Here is a 21368-nt window from a genome sequence, read left to right as displayed (position 1 = left end):
CCGTAAATCATTACCGGTCATTTGTTAACCAATCCATTTCATTTAATATCCATTGTCTGATGCCTTTATTTACTCTAGAAGTTTGTCCACTTATTTTTTTGGTTCTAAACCGATAGAGCGTAAAATTTTCTCTAACGTCACTGGCCCTACATTTTCTTTCGGTTTCTCGTTTCCTTTAGCATCTGGGCCCTTTTTCAAGAAGTTTTTCTCAATTAAACGAACATCCGTTTCATCTACAACACCATCTTGATTTATATCTCCATCTTTTACAGATACTTTTCCTTTTCCATACGATAAAGCTGCTATTCTAGCATCTTGAATATCTACCATTTTATCGCCGTTTACATCACCTGCAAGGTTATCATCCATGTCAGCTCTAAAGTTTTGTCCCACTAATTCTCCATCCTGCATTTTCCCTATTTTTGTTGTTAATTTACTATTTAAATGACCTGGCATTTCTACGAAAATATCATATTCCTTATCGCTTACTGGAACACTATGAATTTCAAATTGTCCGTTATCACCAATCGTTCCTGTATATTTCTTTCCATCCTTGCCAACTGCGTACACTTTTGCTCCTAGTTTTGTATAGTCTTTCTTACCTAAATACCCCTCTTCATTCAAGAAAGCTTCTGGGCCAATATATCCTGTAACCGTTGAATGTTTCGAAACAATAGCAAAAGATTTATCTTTAAACGCAGGAATCTCAATGCCTTCTGATGCACCAACTTTTGTATAAGAGAACTTATCTACTCCAAATGCAGTCAAATCATTAAAGTATTCATCGTTCGTCATCTCGAATGTAACATCTAAAAATGGTTTATCTCCATCCAATCCTTTAAATTCTTTTCCCTCCAATGATGCGCCAACTTTCACCTTGTTTTCCCAAGCTCCTGCTTCACTTATCTTCGGATCTTCTAATTTAAGGTTCAATCCATGTTGTTCTACATATTCCGTAAGTGCTGGATTTGGTTTCACATCTGTAAATTTAAATAGCTGCTTGTAATAAGGAATTTCAAATGTACCTGACATAAGCTGTTTTACATTATTAAGATTCAAAGTTAATGTAATTTTCTCTCCTAATTTGATTTTATCTTTGTCATAACTTGGAACAGCGTATTCTGTCCCTTCTTTTACAAAGACGTAATCTTTATATCCAGTTGCCATATTCCCGGCAGTTGCAAGATCATATCCAAATAATTTTAAATTTAACGGCTCATTTATTTCCTCTGGAAGTACTCCAAATTTAAAATCACCATTTGCTTGAATTGTATTCAACCATCCTGATGGGAAGGCTGAGTTTTGATAATATACAATTTGATTCGCTTTTTGATCATATTGCAAGCCTTTTGCCTTTAATGCATCTACTGTAGAATCATAAATATTACCATGCACCCATAATGCACGCTGGCCGTCTTCTTCTTTAAACATAGAATCATTGACTTCGTGTATACCAGGTTGTACATCCTTAAATTTCATTTCAGGTATTACATTATCAATGATAATGCTATCGCCTTTTGTATAAGATTTTCCTTCTTTATCATATCCAACGAAGTTCAATTCGTAATCTCCATCAAGCAACATAACAGGTTTATCCGCAATTGGATGAGCTGGATCTCCTGTGAATGGAAGTACATACCCTCCCATACCAGAAAACATCATATATTCAACATTCGGTGTTAGACTACTTGCATTAAGTGTACCAACGACTCCTAATGCCTTCCCTGTCGTTCGGTCCTTTACAATTGCATCAATGGTTTCGAGAGGACTATTTAATTTAAATGTCAACGGCGAACTTGGTCTTTCCATAAATGGATGGAATTTAGAAGCATCTGTTGCCATTGCATCTCTCAGTAAATCTACAGACGCAATCCCTTTTTCTGTGAATTTAACTGCAAATGGTACTTGATATACTTCTTTTTCATTGTTTTTATTTGAAATATGAATATAGCCCTCATATCTACCAAATTCAGCGTTTTCTGGAATGGTAATTTCAGGGCTAATTTCCTCTGATGCACCAGGAGCTACTTTAATAGAATCTGGTACGTTTAGCTTCACACCATTCTTCGCTGCATCTTGCACACCTACACTTGTAGGTGAAAATTTCACCTCTAATTTAAACTCTTTCCCATCTGTTTTACTGCTGTTCTTAATTAAAACTTTTCGACTATCTTTAATAGGCCCATTTTCAATTTGATTTTTATACCCAAATGCAATAGAACCTGTTTTTTCTTCAATTTCTACTTCTTCATCATCTACAACGTTTGATGTTTTATCAACAACCTCGATTGATGTATCTGCATGAACTGCACGGTATGCATCAATTCGTCCTGAGCCCACCTCAAATACAGAACGCTCTTCTTTTAAGTCAACTGCGGTATTCATGAGTGCTTCTTTTACTTCAAATGGACTATAATTTGGATGTTCTTGTAAAATGAGTGCCGCTACCCCTGTAGTATGAGGAGTTGCCATAGAGGTACCTGACATACGTCCATACGCTATCGAATAATTTTCTCCATCTTTTGGATCATTAATATATTCAGGAACAGTTGAGAAAATAGACACACCTGGTGCTACAATATCTGGCTTAATATCATCTGTCTTAGTTGCAGGACCACGGGAGCTGAAATCAGCTAAGTGATCTCCCTCTGTTTTTATATTACTTAGTTCCCCAAACGCTAACGACACATCTCCTTGTACAGCTTTTGCTTGTAATTTCTCACCATCTACTTTTGTTAAGCGGAACGATGGAATAGATGCAGTACTTTCCCCAAGATAACTTGTAATTTCACCATCTACATTGTTATATACGATTACCGCCTTTGCGCCTGCTTCCTTAGCATGCTTAATTTTCTCATCAAATGTAATCTCACCGCGTTGGATAAGAGCTAATTTTCCTTTTACATCTTTTCCTGTAAAATCATCTGATTTCCCGAGCCCTGCATATACAACTGATACGGATTGACCTTTCAAATCTTCAATCTTATCAGTAAAGCTTTTTCCAAGTAGCATCATCTTATCCACATGTAAATCACCTGCATCGACGGAAAACGTTGGGATTTTCATTGCAGCGTTACTGGCTCCAACTGTAATCGGAAGTGCCGCTGCACTAGGTGATCCAATGGTACCTTCTTCCGGACCACTATTACCTGCTGCTACAACTGTAACAACACCAGCTAACATCGCATTGTTCACTGCGACAGAAGTAGGATATAAAGGATCATTAATAGACGCACCTAGTGATAAATTGATAACATCCATATTGTCTTTCACTGCTTTATCAATCGCAGCAAGAATACCGCTTGTTTGTCCACTTCCATATGGGCCCAATACGCGATATGAATATAAATCTACATCTGGAGCAACACCCTTCACTGCATAATCCACACTATTCTGTTTGTCTGCAGCAATTGTCCCAGCTACATGCGTACCATGGGATGTATAATATGCACTCCCCTCATAAATCTCTGGATATCCTCCAGAATTTTGCCAATCCTTATACGTTGTCTCCATTGGATCAGCATCATTATTAACAAAGTCCCATCCTTTTATGGAGTTCGGATCTATTTTACTTGGATCTTCACCTTGTTTTGCACGATATCCTTTATATGCATCTTTCAAATCCGGGTGGTTGTAATCAATACCTGTGTCCAGTACACCTACCTTAATTCCTTTCCCTGTTATTTTTTCATCATGCAGCTTGTCCACACCAATTTGCGGTACACTATCCGCCATTTTCGGTTCAACAACAGTCTTAGTTGTTTCTTTCGGCAAATCAATTTTAACCTCATGATCTTCCCATACGCGCTTAACGATACCGGTACGAACTAAGTCTTCGATCATATTTGCTGGTAAAGAAATCGCTACACCATTAAAAGCATTCTTATATTCTCTTGTTATTTTTGCAGATTTTACATTTGTCCCTTTCTCTTTATTCTTTTGAAGCTGCTCAAGCTCTGCTTTAAATCCTTTATGTGATGCCTCTACCTTTTGTTCCGCATTTGAAAGAGCTAATTTTTTCCCTTTAGCCGCTTGTTTTAATACCTCTATTTTGCTAGGCGCTTGCTTAAATTCTATAATCACATTCACATTATTAGGACTTGTTGTATTGATACCTGGCGAAATAACAAAACCTGGTTTTGTATCTAACGTTTTTAAGGCATTACGTTGTTCCTTTGTAAGACCTTTTAAGATAGCATTTGCATCATCAATTCCAGTTAAAGTAGATGTATTTACCTCTTCCGCTAATACGTTATATGGAATTCCTTGAGACAATAACATTCCAACTGTTAACGTTCCAATAAGAATCTTTCCAAATTTCCCTCGTTTCATATTACATCTCCCCATTATTAATATTATTTTTTGAAACAAATTGATTCTTAAATTCCCATGTAGCATTGGAAACTCTATTAATCTTAATCTTTTGTATCATGAAAGATTTCCAACACTACTACCATCCCCATACCTCACATAGCTAACCACTCACTTTACTCTTTCTATAAGAGCCCTCCGTCATTTATTTCCAACAAAAGATTTTCACAAAATGAATTATTAACAAGATTAAAATGTAATTCTATTTTTATTATTTCACATTTTGATTATTCTGAAAATCAAACAAAAGGAGTATCTTTTCTCTAAGGATTCTATGCCTACATAGTACAAAAGAACTACCTTGTCCTTTATTCTTTGTAATACAGAATAAAGCGACACGATAGTTCTTTGATAGATTTCTTATTTAATCTAGCGGAACTAATTGATTTCGGACTGCATAAATCACTGCTTGCGATCGACTTTTCACATTTAGCTTTTTAAAAATTTTATTGATGTGAATTTTAACTGTTTTATCACTAATATATAAAACTTCAGCAATTTCTTTATTACTAAGTCCTTTTACTAGTTCAAAGAGAATTTCCTTTTCACGTTCCGTCAGTTCATTTTCATTTGATTCTACTTTCATTTTTTGCTGATGATATGTAATTAATTTTTTAGTCATACGCGGATGAATGACTGAATCGCCTCGATATAACATTCGAATTGCTGCTACTACCTGATCTGATGATGAATCCTTCAATAAATAACCATCAGCACCGGCCTGGAGTGCATCCATTAAATACTCGTCATGTTCATACATTGTAAACACAAGTACACGGCAACTCGGATATTTTTTTTTCACTAACTCTGTAGCTTCAATCCCATTTTTCTCTGGAAGATTAATATCCATCAAAATACAATCTGGTCGGCATTCTTCTACTTTTCCCAATACTCCATCCCCAGAGCTAGCTTCTCCAACCACTTTCATATCAGATTCATCCTCTAGTATGCTCCGAATTGCATCCCGTAAAAAAGCATGATCATCTACTACTAATATTTTAATCATTTTACGCACCCCTTGTTTGTGAATCTGGAATTAACAGTGTAATTTCTGTCCCTTTTCCTACAGAACTATCAATCTGTAAAGTAGCCCCTAATTGGTCAGCTTGTTCATTCATATGTAATATACCATAATGTGGCTCATTCTTCGTTTTAACCATAGACTCAAATAGTGAAAAGCCAACTCCGTTATCCTTAACCCTTAAAAGCACGTGTTCACTTTGATAGCTGAGTAAAACATCAGCCTTTTTTGCCTGTGCATGTTTTACAATGTTTTGCAAACTCTCTTGTAATGTATCAAATATAACTCTTTCTTTTGAAAAACTAAGCGCACGTGCATGACCTCTTTCATGATATGTAATGTCTAGTTCATATTCTTGTCTTAAAGATTTTATTTTACTTGCTATCGCCTGCTTAAGTCCCAATTGTTGTGTCGGATATGGTTTTAAAGCATAAATAGAATAGCGAACTTCTCCTAGGCTTCCTCTTAAATCTTTTATGCTTTTCTCTACTACTTGCTGCATATCTTTTGGTTTATCACGGTATTTTTTCTGCGCGGATTCTAGTTGGAATATCACCCCGGCTAATGTTTGCGCAATACCATCGTGAATTTCTCGAGCAATTCTATTTCTTTCTTCTAAAATCATTCTTTTTTCCTGTTCAGAAATTAATATCCTTGTTTTAACTACGTTAGCTAATTGGTTAGAAAATGTAGCTAACGACTGTACATCTTCTGGAAAGAAGCCCGCATTTCTACTTTTCCCTGCAACAAACATTCCGACTAGTTCATCATTAACAATAAGAGGAAAATATACAAGTGAGCGTATGACACTTTCAAATATTTCATCTCCAGGAGCCGTACCAATTTTCCAATCATTAAATACAAGATTTTTAGAAAGTCCCTCAAACGCATCGTAATTTTCTAAATGATCAGAAATATCAGGGCGAACTTTCCCATCTTTTAATAGAATATTCCAGTTTCCATCATCTTTTGTCCATATTACATATGCTTGTATGCCAAAAAAACCTTTAAGTGCTTGTTTAATATGCTTCAAGTTTCCTCCAGTTAATCCTCGACTAATTTCGGTCGTAATAAGAAATAACTCATATAATCGTTCTTTCTCCATCCTTATCCGTACAGAAAAAGAACTAATAACGGAAGTTGCTACAAGTGGAAAAAAGAAAAACAGCACTGTAACTTCGTTTACTTCCACACTATATGTACTAATTAGTACATGCATCAGTGCCGCATAAGAGAAACCAAAAGTTTCGCAAAGAAATACCGTAATAGTTTTTTTATACCATTGATAAATTGAATATGGCTGCGGAAGAAGTATCATTAACAAATCGTAAAAGCGATTGTTGAAAAAACAAAAAAACATGCAAAATAATAACAAAGATATTAAATTCTCATACAGAACTGACATACCTATCTTATTAATTATTAAGGACATACATTTGTCTGAAAACCATTTGGCAAAGATCAAACTAAGTGCATGTTGAGTACTATTAAATAACATTCTTTGTATCGGTGAACGACGATGCAGGTGAATAATTAGCGTCACAAGTACAATAGCAACAATAGTTATATGGATTCCAAACTGCCAACTCATAGCGTAAATTATCGGAAAGGTAAGCGAACTAGTTCCTCTCCAAAATCTTACAGGAAAATACTCTGCAATCCCCATAAAAAGTAACAACAATATTAGTATTGTTAGATGAGAAGGGATTTTAATTTCAAGTAAAGATATAGTTATAGTAACCAAACCAAGAAAAGAAATAAAATAAAGATAAAAACTAGCAATCTTTTCTCTCATAAAGATAGAATTTACATCTTTCAAAACAACCCCTTCTTTCCTTATAAAAACTTCATTTTCTCTATTATCCAACAAAAAACCGGCACTGGCAAAATGGAAGAACATCCACTAGCCAATCACCGGCTGTGTACTACACCTAAAAAGGCAAGACACAATACTAGTATATATCAGTTTGTGAAGTTTACCCATTAGTCAAATGGTGTAATTGTACATACTTTTAGACTTAGGTCTACTAGTACAAAAGATGTATACGCAATTTAAATTTTGATTCACTAAAAAAATTCTAAGAAAAATAGGAAGGCAATCGTAGTAAATACTTATCTATATTAATTTCATCTAAATCTTTAGGTTATGTATGTGTCAAATACTCCCCATCTAATATTTACAAATAACCCATGAGATAATCACCTTATATACTATATATGAAGTTTATCACTTAATATTTATTGAAGAAAAGGCGATGCATACAATAATCAAATCTAATTAACATATTATTTAATTATCGGTAGCGAGATTAAAGAGACTCCCTATTCTCAGGAAGGAACCTCCAATTCATATTATTACCCCTATTTCTATGTTTCTTATTTGATTCTAATTAACTAACTGATTAGGGTTATTGCAAATCAAAATAATAAAACCACATCTCCAATTATTAGATAACTATCTAATACATTGGAGGTGCGGTTCACTTAGGTCATTGATGTTTCAGCTATTCTCTTTATTTGAAAATTACATCTACCATATTAATTTAATATTATATTCCTCTAGCCAACTATTAACTTGAAGTAAATAATCTATTATACCTCTTGCATCATTACCTGAAATTACTTCGTCTTTTCCTTCTGCAATAGCACGAACTCTTTCTACATTAATTAATGGCAAAATAGGTGATTCAGGATTGTTCAACACATGTAACATCCAATCACTAATACCTTGTAGATAAGAGGCATCCTTAGTGCTTGGATATGCACTTTTTTTGCGATAACGTACATCCTCTGGAAGTACATTTTCAAAAGCTCTACGTAAAATACCTTTTTCAATATTGTCTATGCTTTTCATTTCGAATGGGACATTCCATAGGTATTCTACAAGCCGGTAATCGCAAAATGGAACTCGTACTTCAAAGCCATTCATCATACTTGTGCGATCTTTTCGTTCTAGCATAAATGGCAAGAAACGTGTAATAAACATGTAAGACATTTGACGTTGCTTCATTTGCAGATCACTTTCACCTTCTAAAAAGGGAACCTCAGCAACTGCATCTTCAAATTTTTGTTTTTGATATTTTTCAGGGCTAATCTTCGCTTTAAAATCCTCTGATAAAATTTCTGTACTATACCATAAATTAACACTCCAAGGGAATATCTCTGCATCTAGAAACTTCTCTTGATGGAACCATGGATATCCTGAGAATACCTCATCTGCGGATTCGCCTGAAAGTGCAACTGTTGCATCTTTTTTCATTTCCTTAAATAACAAATAAAGAGACGTTTCTAATTCTCCAACTCCAGGTAGATCACGTGCTCGCATTGGAGTTAATAAATGCTCTATTAAACTATCTGATCCTAACTCTATAGAATGATGCTTTGTTCCTACATATTCAGCCACACGTTTCACCCAAGGTTCATCACGATCAAAACGAAGGAAGTCTTGCTCAAAGTCTTTTTCATCATTGATGAAATTCAGGGAATATGTATGAAGACGTTCCCCTTTATTCCCAAATTCGTTTCCTGCTAAACCTGTTAAACCACTGGAATCTAAACCTCCAGAAAGCATAGATACCACTGGTTTATCAGCAATTAACTGACGTTTTACCGTATCTTGTAAAATGGAACGGATTGTCTCAACTGTTGTATCAATATCATCTACATGTTCTTTACTTTCAAGTTTCCAATACTGTGTCGTAGTCGAGCCATTAGAGGTAAACGTCATGTAATGCCCAGCACGCACTTCATGTATATCCTTGAAAATAGCATGACCAGGAGTACGTGTTGGTCCAAGACAAAATATTTCAGAAAGTCCTTCTTTATCTACCTCAGCATCTACAAATGGATGCGAAAGTAAAACTTTTAACTCTGAACCAAAGAGAATTGCGCTTCCCCTTTGAGTGAAAAATAAAGGCTTCACGCCTAGATGGTCACGACCGAGCATCAATTTCCCAAATCTTTCATCCCAAATACCAAAAGCAAAAATCCCATTTAAGTGTTGAACACAATCTTCTTGCCATTCTAAGTAAGCGTGTAGTAATACCTCTGTATCCGACTTGGTCTGAAATTCATGACCTTTCTCCTCAAGTTCTTTACGTAATTCTTGATAGTTATAAATTTCTCCATTGAACGTAAGGCCAATCGTATCATTTCCATCTTTATACAGCATAGGTTGAAGGCCACCCTCAGGATCAATGACGATGAGACGTCGATGACCTAATGCCGCTCGTTTTGAAAACCAATGCCCCTCTGCATCAGGCCCTCGGTGAATGATAGCATCTGTCATTTTTTTTAACGTTTCTTGTTCATTAGACAGGTCTTTAGACCAGTCTATCCACCCTGCAATTCCACACATAGTGTCTACCTTCTCTCAAATAGTATAGAAACCGACTAAAATCGAATATCAGTCGGTTTTCCGTAAAAAATCCGACTAAAAACATCTTTTAGTCATGTTTATATAATAAAATGAATTGAATAAAAAATCAAATAATTCAATCAAGAAAGAAATCATCGTCCGATTAAAAAATTATTACCTTAAACTTTCATTTTTATCTTAAGTGATACAGTTGCATTCTATTATAGTTATATACTAGAAATAAGAATGGTGTATGTTATTCTATAAGAAGCAAATAGAGGACTTTCTATTAGGAGTTACAAAATTACAAATGAACTAATACAGAATGTAAAGATAGAAAACTTCGCTAAATATTTCAAGGATAGGGTGTAGACAATGATCAAATTAGAAAAAGAAAATAAAAAAATGAAAATCATTCAATCTGCCACAATACTGTTCTCTACGCGTGGTGTCCGTAACACAACGGTTGATGAAATTGCAAAGACAGCTAAAGTTGGTAAAGGTACTATTTATTATTACTATACAGATAAAACTGAAATATTATGTGACTGCTATATGCGTCATATTCAGCTCAAACGCTCACAATTATTTAATTTATATAAAGAAGAAAAAGATGTTTTACTTCGAATACAAAAAATTCTTCATTATATCAGCCTAGAATATCATCAAGATCCGTTTGTTTCTACACTCTTTCAAGAATATAAAGAGTACCATTCACCTGAAATTACAACTTGTTTTAAACAATCTGAAGAAGAAGCAATTAACATGATAAGTAATTTGCTCGAAAAAGGTTATCAGCAAGGAGCTTTGCATAAGGTACCATTACCGCTTACAGCTTTTATGTTAGTACGAATGATTTTTAACTACGAACAGGATTATATAAAAAATGATAAAAGTGATACAGAATTTCTGCAGTTGCTAAAACATATGCTTCTTAAAAACTAGTTTTAGCAACAAAAAAATAATTGTGGTACAAATATATGAAGAAGAACGTGAATAATGAATGGTTTAATAAACTCTTTTCATTCTGGCCAAACATACGAAATATCCAACGCTTATGTAGAAATGAATGAAAAAATCATATAAATTTTTCTAAAATTAGAAAGCCTATACTTAAATCTACAATAAAATAGTTCAGTAAAAAGAGCGTGTTTTCATCTATCTAAACACGCTCTTACAAATATTTAAACCCTATATGAATTGCTTATTCCATTCTGATTTTCTTTTAACTAATATATCTCTTTATATACGATTATCATGCCAAAAGTTTATTGGAAAATGATTGTTCTCATCATAAGCTTCAAATTCGTACCCTTTTTCTTTTAACCCTTTTATAATTGCTGGAACTGCCGCGACAGATTGTGGATGAATATCGTGCATTAAAACAATTTCCTTTGAAGACGTCGCACCTGCTAAGACATTTTGAACAATCTTTGCAGCTGCTACATCAACGGGTAATTTATTGTATTTCCAATCTAAAGAATCAATTGTCCAATCCCATACTTTCAAATTATTTCCTACCACTTCATTTCGAAGTGATTCATTTAAGCCAGGCATTGATCCATATGGTGGACGTGTTAATTTCGGTGTGTATCCAATAACATTTCTAATTAAAGATTGATCTTCTTTCATTTCCTTCACATATTCCTGATTGGTGTATAGCTTTTTAAAATCATGTGTCATACTATGCATGCCCACATAATTGTTTTCTACATGCTCTCGTTTCACTAAATCTGGGAACCTTTTCACATTATCGCCAATTAAAAAGAATGTTGCTTTCACATCATTTTTCTTTAGTACATCTAATAGATTAGCTGTATATTTTCCAGGTCCATCATCAAAAGTTAAATATGCAACTTTTCTTTCTTTACCATCAAAACGATTAGGTATCAATTTTTTTAATTCATTTTTAGGTAGACTGCTCACTTGCTGAACACTATTTGCCTCTTCCGCATTTACCAGCTTAGGATTCGTAATAGATTGAAACACGTAATACCCTATTGCTACTAAAGTAATAGCCAACAATACACTTATAATTCTCTTTTTCTTAAGCTTAATTTTCATATTATAATCTTCTTTCTATCTTAATAATAATCTGTATAGGTGAAAATTAGTGCCCTGCACTAGCGTTCATGGCATTTCCTATAATAGTCAGAACTACTGGAAATAATACTGGTCCTAAGGTAAGGACAATGTTTAAAATTATAATAAAACTATATAGTAAGCTATAATTTTTACTATTACGGTTTTCAAATACTAGGATGACTAATGTTATTATAGTAATTAAATGTAGTAATAAAATTATCAACCAATAATACATCATTATAGTAAGATTCCACTTTCCTAATAGTTGGTATGTTACCCCTATTATTATCCCTAATATAGTAGCATTAAAGGAAATAAACAAAGTTCTTTTTAGTATTTTAGGAAATGTTTTGTGATCCACAGTTTTATTATATAAACCGATTAAAATGCCCAAAGATAGATATGCCAGTAATAGCCCTACCCAATTCCAGATCCAATCTTGATCCCCCATTAAATTAAACAAAAGCGCAATGATCCCTCCTACTGCAAGAATCGAAGAGATCATAATACTATTTAAAGCTGATTTCATACTATTTTCACTTCCTTAAAAATTTTACAATACAGCATTGAAGTCTACTCTTAAGTTGTCCTTTACTTATTAGATTCCTTTTCATTAAAAATCTTGTATGGAAATCCCATCATATAATCCGGTCATCATACCTAATAGCATATACGGAGAATGGGTAGGCCCAGCAAAAATTACATGTACATGATCACATACCATAATTTTTAAACTGAATGAAACTCCACCAAATCCTATTCCACATGGTAGATATACAAATAGAGGATGCCATTCACCAACTTTTATTTGTATATCAATTATTCAGACGAGTATCAGCTACTGCATAACCTTAAAATAAATGCTTTGATTTTTCATCGTCAATCAAATAGCACATTTGATTCTTATTAACTTGTATTCTTCCTTCTTCTACTGCTTTACTATAGCCCGCTGTATATTTAAAAATAGTAACCCCTTTGTTTCTAATTAAATCTTTTTCCCATTTTTTCGCAGCTGCTGCCATATGTACATATGATGTTTTAAAATTAATAATAATTTATTATAATTAAGTATATATTAACAATATATTAAGTATAAGTAAATAAAATTAATAATAATTTAATTTTATTTACTTATTTAAAGGGGATTACATATATGAACGATATTAATGTTGGTCACAAAATTAGGGCATTTAGAAAAGGGGCCGGATTAACCAGTAAACGTTTAGCAGAGTTAGCTGATATAACACCTTCCATGTTAAGTCAGATTGAAAAAGGAATCACAAATCCTTCATTACAAACACTAAAATTAATTTCTGTAGCACTAAATATTCCATTGTTTAACTTTTTCTTAGAGGATACCAATACAGAAGAATTAGTTGTAAGAGCTAACCAAAGGAAAAAAATAACTTTTCCTGAAAGCGGCAATGTTTCATATGAGTTATTATCTCCTAATTTAGATGGAGCACTAGAATTGGCTTTAATGAATCTGTTCCCTGAAACTGCTTCATCTATGGAGCCTGTGGCACATAAAGGGGAAGAAATAGCATTTATTATGGAGGGACAAGTAAAACTATATCTAAATGATGAGGTTTTACTTCTCAATACAGGTGATAGTGTTAAAATCCCACCTTATACAAAGCATAAATGGGAAAACACTTCTTTAAACAAAGTCACTGTTATATTTGGGGTAACTCCACCATCTTTTTAATTTCAAATACTAGCGAAGAAAAGTTAGAGAAAATAATTCTCTAACTTTTCTTGTATACTTAATTTTATTTTAAGAAATTAAAAAACTTGTCTCCCAATTATATGAGATTAAAATCTAAACGATTAAAACTAATGAAATAGATCTTTTTAATTACATACTTAATTTATTTTTTAATGTCCAATATTTTTCTCCATTAGCTTCAAAAGAGAATTCTACCCATCCATTTGGATCTTCACGATAAATAAAGATGGTTGTTCCAGGGGTTACTGTACCAACTTTATTCTCCTCGACAGCTACATCTGGTCTACTTTTAATTTTTAAATTAAATGGATAAGGTACCTGGTAGTAAGCAGCTGATGATACAACATTTGAGCTTGAACCGTCTGCATACATTTTATATGGAATTTCATTCGATAACGCGTCGACATCTAATGTTTCAGGATTCTTTGGTAATTTTTTTGCATATGTATAGTCTTCTACATGAAACGGTTTAATACGTTCCATAATACCCGCAATTTTCTTAGCCCAGCCTTTATCTGATGCATATTTCACATTCATGCCAGTTAATGTTGGGCCGTTATAATACATACCACTTTCTTCTAAATATCTTTCTCGTACATAATTAGCGTTATAAGCAATGCTATCCCCGTAGCTTGGTAAATATTTTGCATATTTAAACGGATCTCCATCATATGCACGTAGACCGAATAGATTATGTTTTTGATATGCGATTTCTGATTTTCCGTATCCAGATTCTAAAATCGCATGCGCTGCTAAATAATGAGCACTCACGCCATATTGATTTTGCGCATTGATAAAATCTTGCCCATGTCCAACTAAAGGACTATCCGAGTGATATTTCGCAATAAAACTATCAATCTCTTGAGCTGTAATTTTCGAAGCCACTGTTAAATTTAAATCTTCATATGAGGTAGCAGTAATAACCTCTTTTTCATCGTTTAAATTTTGTTGTAACATATCTGTTTTTGCAGTAAGTTGAGCAGCTTCAGCACGTGTTATAAATCTATTTGGTTGCCAACCGTTCTCGGTACCATTAGAGATTTTTAAATCTATTAAAATATTGGCATATTTTTCTCCCCAATGCCCTTTTAAATCTTCAAATCTAACCTGATCATTATGATTTGGTGTGCTTTGTAGTTTATATGCATTTACTAGCATCGTAGCCATAGCAGCGCGAGTTACTTTTCCGGATGGATTGAAGATTCCATTACCTTCACCTTTAACAATCCCAGCTTTTTCAGCAGCAGCAATATAAGGAGTAGCCCAGTGGTTTTGTGAATCTGTAAAAGATGGTTTTGCATTAGGATCAATTTGTATACCTAAAACTTTTGTCATAATTTTTGTAGCCGAAGCTCTGTCTAATGAGTCATTTGAACCAAAAGTTCCATCTGGATAACCATTTAATACCTGTTTATCAACTAAATAATTAACGGATTTATCAGCCCATGTAGGAACATCAGGGAATTTATGAGTATCTGCTAAAATATTAGAAGAATAGGATAATATAGCTCCTGCAAGGATACCTGTTGCAATTAATTTGTGCTTCATTAAAATAAACACCTCTACCATTGTATTTATCAAATTGAGATTTTCTATTTTTATATTTACATGTTTGTCATAATAATGAAATCGTATTAACACGCATCCAATTTGATGTAACGAGTATAGTTACTTATATACACAAGTGTCAATGAATTTATTTTACAAAAATGAATAATTTTTACATTATTTTGTAATTGAATTATGTATAAATTTTGTAAAGGACCTTTTGATAGATTTTACCTGAATAAATCTCTTTAGTTGTTAATTTGCCAATCTTTCTTGTTTACTATTAATTAATTAAAAAAAGAATTTTTTTGTTTAAGAGCTACTTTAAAATCTTAAGTTGATGGATGTGTGAATGTACCGCTACTAAAATTCTTGCTTTTAAATCATTATTACTGTATTATATTTACGTATCAATATAAGGATTATATTATATAAAAAGGAATCAAATCTATAAGTAAGATTTAAATCCTTTTCGAAATCAAAAAGACTTTGTCAAAATCTAATATAATTTATGCTTGTCTTTTTAATATGTATCTAGTAAAAACATATTTTTTATCCATAGAATTCTGTTTTCAATGCTAGGAATTAGTGTTCTAAACAAGAAACCGTACAAAGTGATCTGAAAAACCTGAGAGATATTGTATGTAGTTTGCTCATCTCCAGGTACTACAATAAAAGAGCCTTACCTTTCTAGGCAAGACTCTACTAGTTTAGTTGTATACTATTTACATGATAACTAAGAAACAGAAAACATATAACACCAAATAACAGCACCCTATTACTCCTCCTACAGCTAATACCTGTTTAACCCAACTCTTAAATTTTTGATTACTGTAAATCGCTTGCACTCTTTCCATATTTCCTCCTATTAAGCAGAACCCTTAAAGACTCTCACCTCGCTATAGTACCATTAAAAAATGAATAATAGAGATCTAATGTATAAATATGCAATATTGCATACGAAAATGTATTGTTATAATTGTAAGCGCTTACTATAATAAGGTTATAAAGATTTATTACATCTTAATACGAAAAAGAGGAGAGAATAATATGGAAATCGCAATGGCAGTTTTAAAATTTATAGGTGGAGCAATCCCATTAATTCAAGAACTACTAAAAGCATTTATGTAAATTCACTATTTAGCAATTATTTATAAAAATTATTATACAAATGATCTATATATATAAAATGAATTGGTTTACAGATCATTTGCGTGATCAAGGTCCCTTTAACATGACTAAGGGGCCTTTTTAAAATTTTTAAATAATTAAGGTTACGTCACATCACGATCAAGTTAGCAAAATAAAATGAAACTTTAACTTGATGGTGATGGGGTAACAGTTGTGATTTAGAGATAAGATCAGATTATACAAAGTTTTGCACGTCAGCGATACTGAAAATAAACTTCGCCTTTAGTAGCAAGAATCCCCAATAAAGATAGTCAACTTGCCTATTTAGGAATAAGAGTGTCAATTTAAATGATGCATTCTGAAACACTACTCTTCTTCTAAAATAGCGTAATAATATTCATCCCACCATTCATTCCCATGTGGTATACACTTCCTGAAATAGCCTTCTCTTCTCATTCCAATCTTCTCCATTACTCGATATGATGGGGTATTTTGTGGTTGACATGTAGCTATAATCCTATGTAATTTCATTTCCTTAAAGCCATATTCCAATGTAGCTTGTGCTGCTTCAGAAGCATATCCTTTATTGAAATATTTAGGATTGAACACCCAACCAATCTCATATGTATGCTCACCAAAATATTTATGAAAAACTATATGACCAATCAGAATATCTTTATCAATTAATACTACAGGAAAGTTCTTAGCGTTTTCACCAATGTTTTCATTCACAAAGTTTCTTGTATTTTCTTCAGTAAAAACCCCTTCAGGTATGTATTTCATAACATTGATATCTGATGTATACTCATGAACAGCTTGCCAATCTTTGAACTCAAATTTCCGTATTAATAATCTTTCTGTTTTTATAAACATTTACTTTTCCCCCTCAAAAAATTGCAACTATATTTGAAATCCACATTTAACCCTTAAAACAAAAAGAACTTGTAGGACTCTCTACAAGTTCTTTTTAGTTTAAGGTGAATATACGAGCCAAACAAACTATCTTACAGATTGACTGTAGAAACTTTAGGGGTAATGCTTTGACAAATATATTATATAACAAATATTAACATCCACAGGATTTATTTTTGAAAATTATGTGAATTAAGAAAGGAAGTAGTTTTTTCTTAGCTATTATTATTATTAACTGACGGTATCATTATATTTCATTCTGCAACTTATTTAGAAGCGCTATGTACATTTCGAAGAAGTTCTTCAATAAGTTTTGTTTTTTCATTTACCTTTGTGGCATATTTGAAATCACCATAACAATATGGATACCTAAAATTATTTTTATTTCCACCACAAGTATACATCGCTGGATTTTGATCAACTTTCATCTTAGAAAACTTTTTGGCTGAATCCTCCGAGTGTTGTTTAACTTCTTGACTAGCAACAAAATCAATATAACCTGGCCCCATATTATAGCTTTGAATAATTGTATCCATGCTAACATCCTTGTCCGTTCCATATTTGTACATTTTAGCAAAGTGTTTTACCCCTTGTTCAATGCTCAAGCTTGTCTCTTGAATTTCATTTGGCTTTAATCCAAGTGATTCGGATGACTGCATAGGATCGTTTCCCTCACCTCTACTCTCTTGGTACATAATTCCTAATAAAACTGCTGTTTTCTCTCCTAAATTATATTTTTCTAATTCTTTCTTCAAGGTAGATTCATATTGCAATACACGTTTTTCGGTGGCTAGCGCTTTATTTTTTTGAATATTGGTTTTATGATTAAAATATAGCATTCCAAGTATTATTCCTAAGCCTAAAATACTAATAAGGAACACTTTTATAATTTGTTTTTTACTTGTATCCTTCATATATTCCTCCTCGTATAAAAAATTTAATTTTTCAAAGGTAATTGGTTATTTACAAACTATGTAATGAACATCTATCTCCCGCCCTTTTTAGACTCAAACATCAATACTTTAAGGTTTTAAGTTTAATATAAAAATTTAAAGATAAGGTAAAGATAAGATAAAGATAAGATAAAGGATATTTTTTAGCGTACTTTAAAAGATATTGCTACAAAGGGATATATGGGACAACTTGTTGATATGAATGGATTTAGTGATAATTGAAAGGTTATTGTACAAGTTATTAATTATGGAGACATCATTCCAGAAGATTTAATCCATCTTTTCAATATGCTTTATATAAAAACCACAACATAACATATAATAAAAAACGGCGAACCCTCCACCTAGGAGAATCCACCATCACAAATAACTGATTATTTCACACCAAGTTTTTTTGCTTTCTTAGGGATCCCGTCTTCCAGCACTTCCTCCCAAGCTGTTACACCTTGAATATGATGTGATTGCATTTGAAATAGGGCTTTGGGAAGCAGCAGCTGTTCAGCAAAATTTTGATAACTCAACCGCTACAGAAGCGATGAAACAATCCTTATACTCTGTATGGAAAACTGAGGAACTTGAACAATTATTTACCTATATGAAAGAACAAAAAGAAAAAGGAAAGCCACTCACATTAGCTGGTTTTGATATGAATTTGTTTTATAAATCTTCATTCCGCTCTTATGCAAAAGAATGGTTGCAAAAAGTAAATCCTGAAGTAAAGAGTGAATTTGATACAGCAGTGTCAGAGTTGATTGAACTGGATAGGTATTACAATAAAAATAAAACATATCCCTATGATCGGTTTAAAATGGAGATACAGCCCGTAATTAACAAGTTTGAAAAGGTTAGAATGTTTATTCAGAATCATAAATCTGAATTGATTCAAGTTACACCACATCCTACGTATGATGTGAAAGTCAGAGGTGGCATCTCCTCACCTAACCTGACAGACTATTCTTTTTATATCCGAGATCAAAAAATGGCACAAAACTTCGCATGGCTAATTGAAATGCAGTATGGAAACAAACTGGCCCCCTTTTAACAAGTAATAATTTGTTCTGCACCCATGTTGATAATTCTTCTGGTAATCGGAATGTAACGGAACCATGTTGCTCTTTTATAATGACATAGGGATTGCGGAATTCTTCTTGAATGCCGATTCCAATCACTTGATACAATTTCCTGCACTGACTCGGAAACAATATATTTGGAATGTCTAATGATTCAATTTCATGAAAAGAATGACGGAATCTCACATCCATTGCAAATACCATCACACCAACTCCCAGCTATACGTAAAACACAATTAGTATACCGATGAGATCTATGTTACGTGCAGAAATCCCCGTTTTCTCCCCAGACTTATCTACAAGAATAAAAAAGGAAACACAAGATATGTTCCCTTTTCACTATTTGTTTTCTACACTTTTAATTCCAATATTTCTAGATGCTGAATAGATCCGCCCCCTGGCAGGTAGACATCTTCCTCCTTCAGCAGGGATACGGAACTTTCCGTTTCTACTAGTGATGGAAGATTGCGCACGCCAAATAATAATACTTTTCCCCTATTGCCCAAATGACGTGGGGTATGCATGGAAATCGTAAGGTTGTTTATGCATGTAATTGTTCCTGTTCTTAAACATTTTCGGGTATCTATTTTTATTATGTTTTGCTTTTGTAGTATTTCTTATTTTTATTGTTTGATTGTTATGACTGGCACTTGCTCGTTTTCGGAAATTTCACTGTAACCATAATAAAGCAGAAAAAACAATAAAATAATTGTCCAAATAAATATAAACACTTTATAACTATACTTCATATGAAAAACCTCATTTTCCCTATATAAGTGAATGTACATACACCTTATAAATCCTATTACATAAATTATTGGATATTGCAGTAGTAGAGAATCATTAAGTATTAGAAATTGTTATTCATAAACACATCCAAGAAATCTTCAAAAAATATCATCTAGACATTTTAACATTTCATAAAAATGCACAGATAATATTTTTACGTTTAGCTAAGTAATGCTTATTATGTAATAAATCCTTATCTCTATTTCACCTTAATGTTTATATGTACAAGAGTCTGTGTAGCAACTAGGCTGTACTTTAAATATGTACTCAATTGTGTGTGGGAAAGGAAGCACATTTTATTTAAAGTTGTTACTTTGAACCCTTTAATTAGTTGGTAGTCTTCTTCATTCAGACAGAAAGGAAATTTAAAGTGTGCACGTATTTTCAACTCAGACTCTTTACTACACACACTCCTATACACATAAAACATCTATACCTTTCGTAACATTAAGGAAACAAAAGGAAATGATATAGAAATAATTATAACATTTCGTAACAAACCTGTAACACAAATGTAACACAATACATTTAATCGTACAATACTTTTTTAGCTAATTATCAACAAAGCATTGTTAATATCGTTCAAATTTAATAATGTTCCCATAAAGTAATACATATTGTTTGTGAAGTGTTTTTTTCAAAATATAACGAAACCTACCATGACGGAGGAATGTTAATTCAATTTAAGAATAAATGGATTGATACATTTCTAGCTTTTGTATCCCAATCATAGTATAGAGAGGATTATGGTTATCCAATAAATATATGTGAACATATACAAGCTAAGCCTTCTAAATAATTACTGTAACTAAAAAAACAAGTAATTATACTTGTTTTTTTAGTTTACTTTCCAATATCGCAACAGTTTTATGTGCTCTCTTTTCCTGTCTACATTATTGGATGCATATCTTACTAAAGATAGCTTCTTTTTTTATGATTCTATTGAAGTAATTAATTGCTGACGTTCTTTATCTCTATAAATTTTCATTTCATGTTTAAACTCGTAATTTCCTACTTCAAATCTAGCCCATTCCTTACTTGTCCAATATACTACATCTACATTTTCTCTTAAGATTGCAAAACACACATCCACTAATTCATCTTCGTAAAATGGAGCTTCTTTTGCTAATTCAAAAGCAAGCACTTTTGGATCCTTAGTTTTAATTTGAAGTTCCCTAGAGGTTTGCCCTAAATACTGCCATGGCGATGGTATTGATTGAACTTGGGCATCTCCCCTATCTTGAAACTGTGATGGAGAATAATTTGTTGAAGCAAATGTAGGTTTACTTACTCCTATTGCTGTTCCTAAAACAATAGAACCAATAATAAGTTTTTTAATCATTTTTTCAGCCCCTTTAATAATTTTGGATATGCTTCATTTTTATACCACGTTCACAGTCAT

General features: G+C 32.8%; 15 protein-coding genes. 5 read left to right on the top strand and 10 right to left on the bottom strand.

Going from position 1 to position 21368, the window contains the following annotated elements; genetic code table 11:
• Positions 1-90 precede the first annotated feature (90 nt).
• The 4 genes from DN407_RS11800 to asnB all read right to left on the bottom strand — a co-directional run bounded on the left by DN407_RS11800 (position 91) and on the right by asnB (position 9749).
• Entirely contained in the window at positions 91-4332 is a 4242-nt protein-coding gene (locus DN407_RS11800; RefSeq protein ID WP_149216269.1) for a S8 family serine peptidase, read from the bottom strand.
• A gap of 403 nt (positions 4333-4735) precedes the next feature.
• The gene (locus tag DN407_RS11795; RefSeq protein ID WP_000590674.1) at positions 4736-5377 is read right to left on the bottom strand and encodes a response regulator; all 642 of its coding nucleotides are present in this window, start codon (positions 5375-5377) and stop codon (positions 4736-4738) included.
• 1 nt (position 5378) lies between these two features.
• Positions 5379-7211, bottom strand: coding sequence for a GAF domain-containing sensor histidine kinase (locus DN407_RS11790; RefSeq protein WP_033667522.1), 1833 nt, complete (start codon positions 7209-7211; stop codon positions 5379-5381).
• A 711-nt stretch (positions 7212-7922) separates the two neighbouring features.
• Positions 7923-9749 carry an asparagine synthase (glutamine-hydrolyzing) gene (gene asnB / locus DN407_RS11785; protein ID WP_149216268.1) on the bottom strand — a complete coding sequence of 609 codons (1827 nt, stop codon included), beginning with the start codon at positions 9747-9749 and terminating at the stop codon, positions 7923-7925.
• A gap of 375 nt (positions 9750-10124) precedes the next feature.
• On the opposite strand from asnB, the gene DN407_RS11780 reads away from it, so the two are divergent.
• A complete protein-coding gene (locus tag DN407_RS11780) occupies positions 10125-10694 on the top strand; it encodes a TetR/AcrR family transcriptional regulator (RefSeq protein WP_000593070.1) in 570 nt (189 codons plus the stop codon).
• A gap of 297 nt (positions 10695-10991) precedes the next feature.
• Here the strand turns inward: DN407_RS11780 and DN407_RS11775 are convergent, their stop codons facing one another.
• Both DN407_RS11775 and DN407_RS11770 read right to left on the bottom strand, forming a co-directional pair.
• Complete coding sequence (locus tag DN407_RS11775; RefSeq protein ID WP_000694605.1) at positions 10992-11813, bottom strand: peptidoglycan-N-acetylglucosamine deacetylase; 822 nt, start codon at positions 11811-11813, stop codon at positions 10992-10994.
• A gap of 46 nt (positions 11814-11859) precedes the next feature.
• Positions 11860-12363, bottom strand: a complete 504-nt coding sequence (locus DN407_RS11770; protein WP_000833545.1) for a DUF3902 family protein — start codon at positions 12361-12363, stop codon at positions 11860-11862.
• A gap of 624 nt (positions 12364-12987) precedes the next feature.
• Here DN407_RS11770 and DN407_RS11760 point away from each other — a divergent pair.
• Positions 12988-13542: a helix-turn-helix domain-containing protein gene (locus tag DN407_RS11760; RefSeq protein ID WP_000997924.1), complete on the top strand. Its 555-nt coding sequence runs from the start codon at positions 12988-12990 to the stop codon at positions 13540-13542.
• A gap of 150 nt (positions 13543-13692) precedes the next feature.
• Here the strand turns inward: DN407_RS11760 and DN407_RS11755 are convergent, their stop codons facing one another.
• Positions 13693-15111 (bottom strand): S-layer homology domain-containing protein, encoded by a 1419-nt coding sequence (locus DN407_RS11755; protein WP_016090209.1) that lies wholly within the window; start codon positions 15109-15111, stop codon positions 13693-13695.
• 945 nt (positions 15112-16056) lie between these two features.
• Here DN407_RS11755 and DN407_RS11750 point away from each other — a divergent pair.
• Positions 16057-16242, top strand: coding sequence for a hypothetical protein (locus DN407_RS11750; protein ID WP_001987408.1), 186 nt, complete (start codon positions 16057-16059; stop codon positions 16240-16242).
• A 366-nt stretch (positions 16243-16608) separates the two neighbouring features.
• On the opposite strand, the gene DN407_RS11745 is transcribed toward DN407_RS11750, so the two are convergent.
• Positions 16609-17115 carry a GNAT family N-acetyltransferase gene (locus DN407_RS11745; RefSeq protein WP_000470144.1) on the bottom strand — a complete coding sequence of 169 codons (507 nt, stop codon included), beginning with the start codon at positions 17113-17115 and terminating at the stop codon, positions 16609-16611.
• Between the two features lie 305 nt (positions 17116-17420).
• On the bottom strand, positions 17421-18068 hold the full coding sequence (locus DN407_RS11740; protein ID WP_097856332.1) for a lysozyme family protein: 648 nt from the start codon (positions 18066-18068) through the stop codon (positions 17421-17423).
• A 496-nt stretch (positions 18069-18564) separates the two neighbouring features.
• Between DN407_RS11740 and DN407_RS11735 the strand changes: the two genes are divergently transcribed.
• A complete protein-coding gene (locus DN407_RS11735) occupies positions 18565-19149 on the top strand; it encodes an erythromycin esterase family protein (RefSeq protein WP_002062952.1) in 585 nt (194 codons plus the stop codon).
• Between the two features lie 1445 nt (positions 19150-20594).
• A complete protein-coding gene (locus DN407_RS32745; protein ID WP_326039269.1) occupies positions 20595-20699 on the top strand; it encodes a DUF2278 family protein in 105 nt (34 codons plus the stop codon).
• A gap of 198 nt (positions 20700-20897) precedes the next feature.
• Here the strand turns inward: DN407_RS32745 and DN407_RS11720 are convergent, their stop codons facing one another.
• The gene (locus DN407_RS11720; RefSeq protein WP_086392422.1) at positions 20898-21308 is read right to left on the bottom strand and encodes a hypothetical protein; all 411 of its coding nucleotides are present in this window, start codon (positions 21306-21308) and stop codon (positions 20898-20900) included.
• Positions 21309-21368 lie beyond the last annotated feature (60 nt).

The organism is Bacillus sp. JAS24-2 (assembly GCF_008274905.1).
Classification (GTDB): domain Bacteria; phylum Bacillota; class Bacilli; order Bacillales; family Bacillaceae_G; genus Bacillus_A; species Bacillus_A cereus.
The sequence above is the reverse complement of the archived record's forward strand: the minus strand, read 5'-3'. Positions and strand labels throughout refer to the sequence as shown.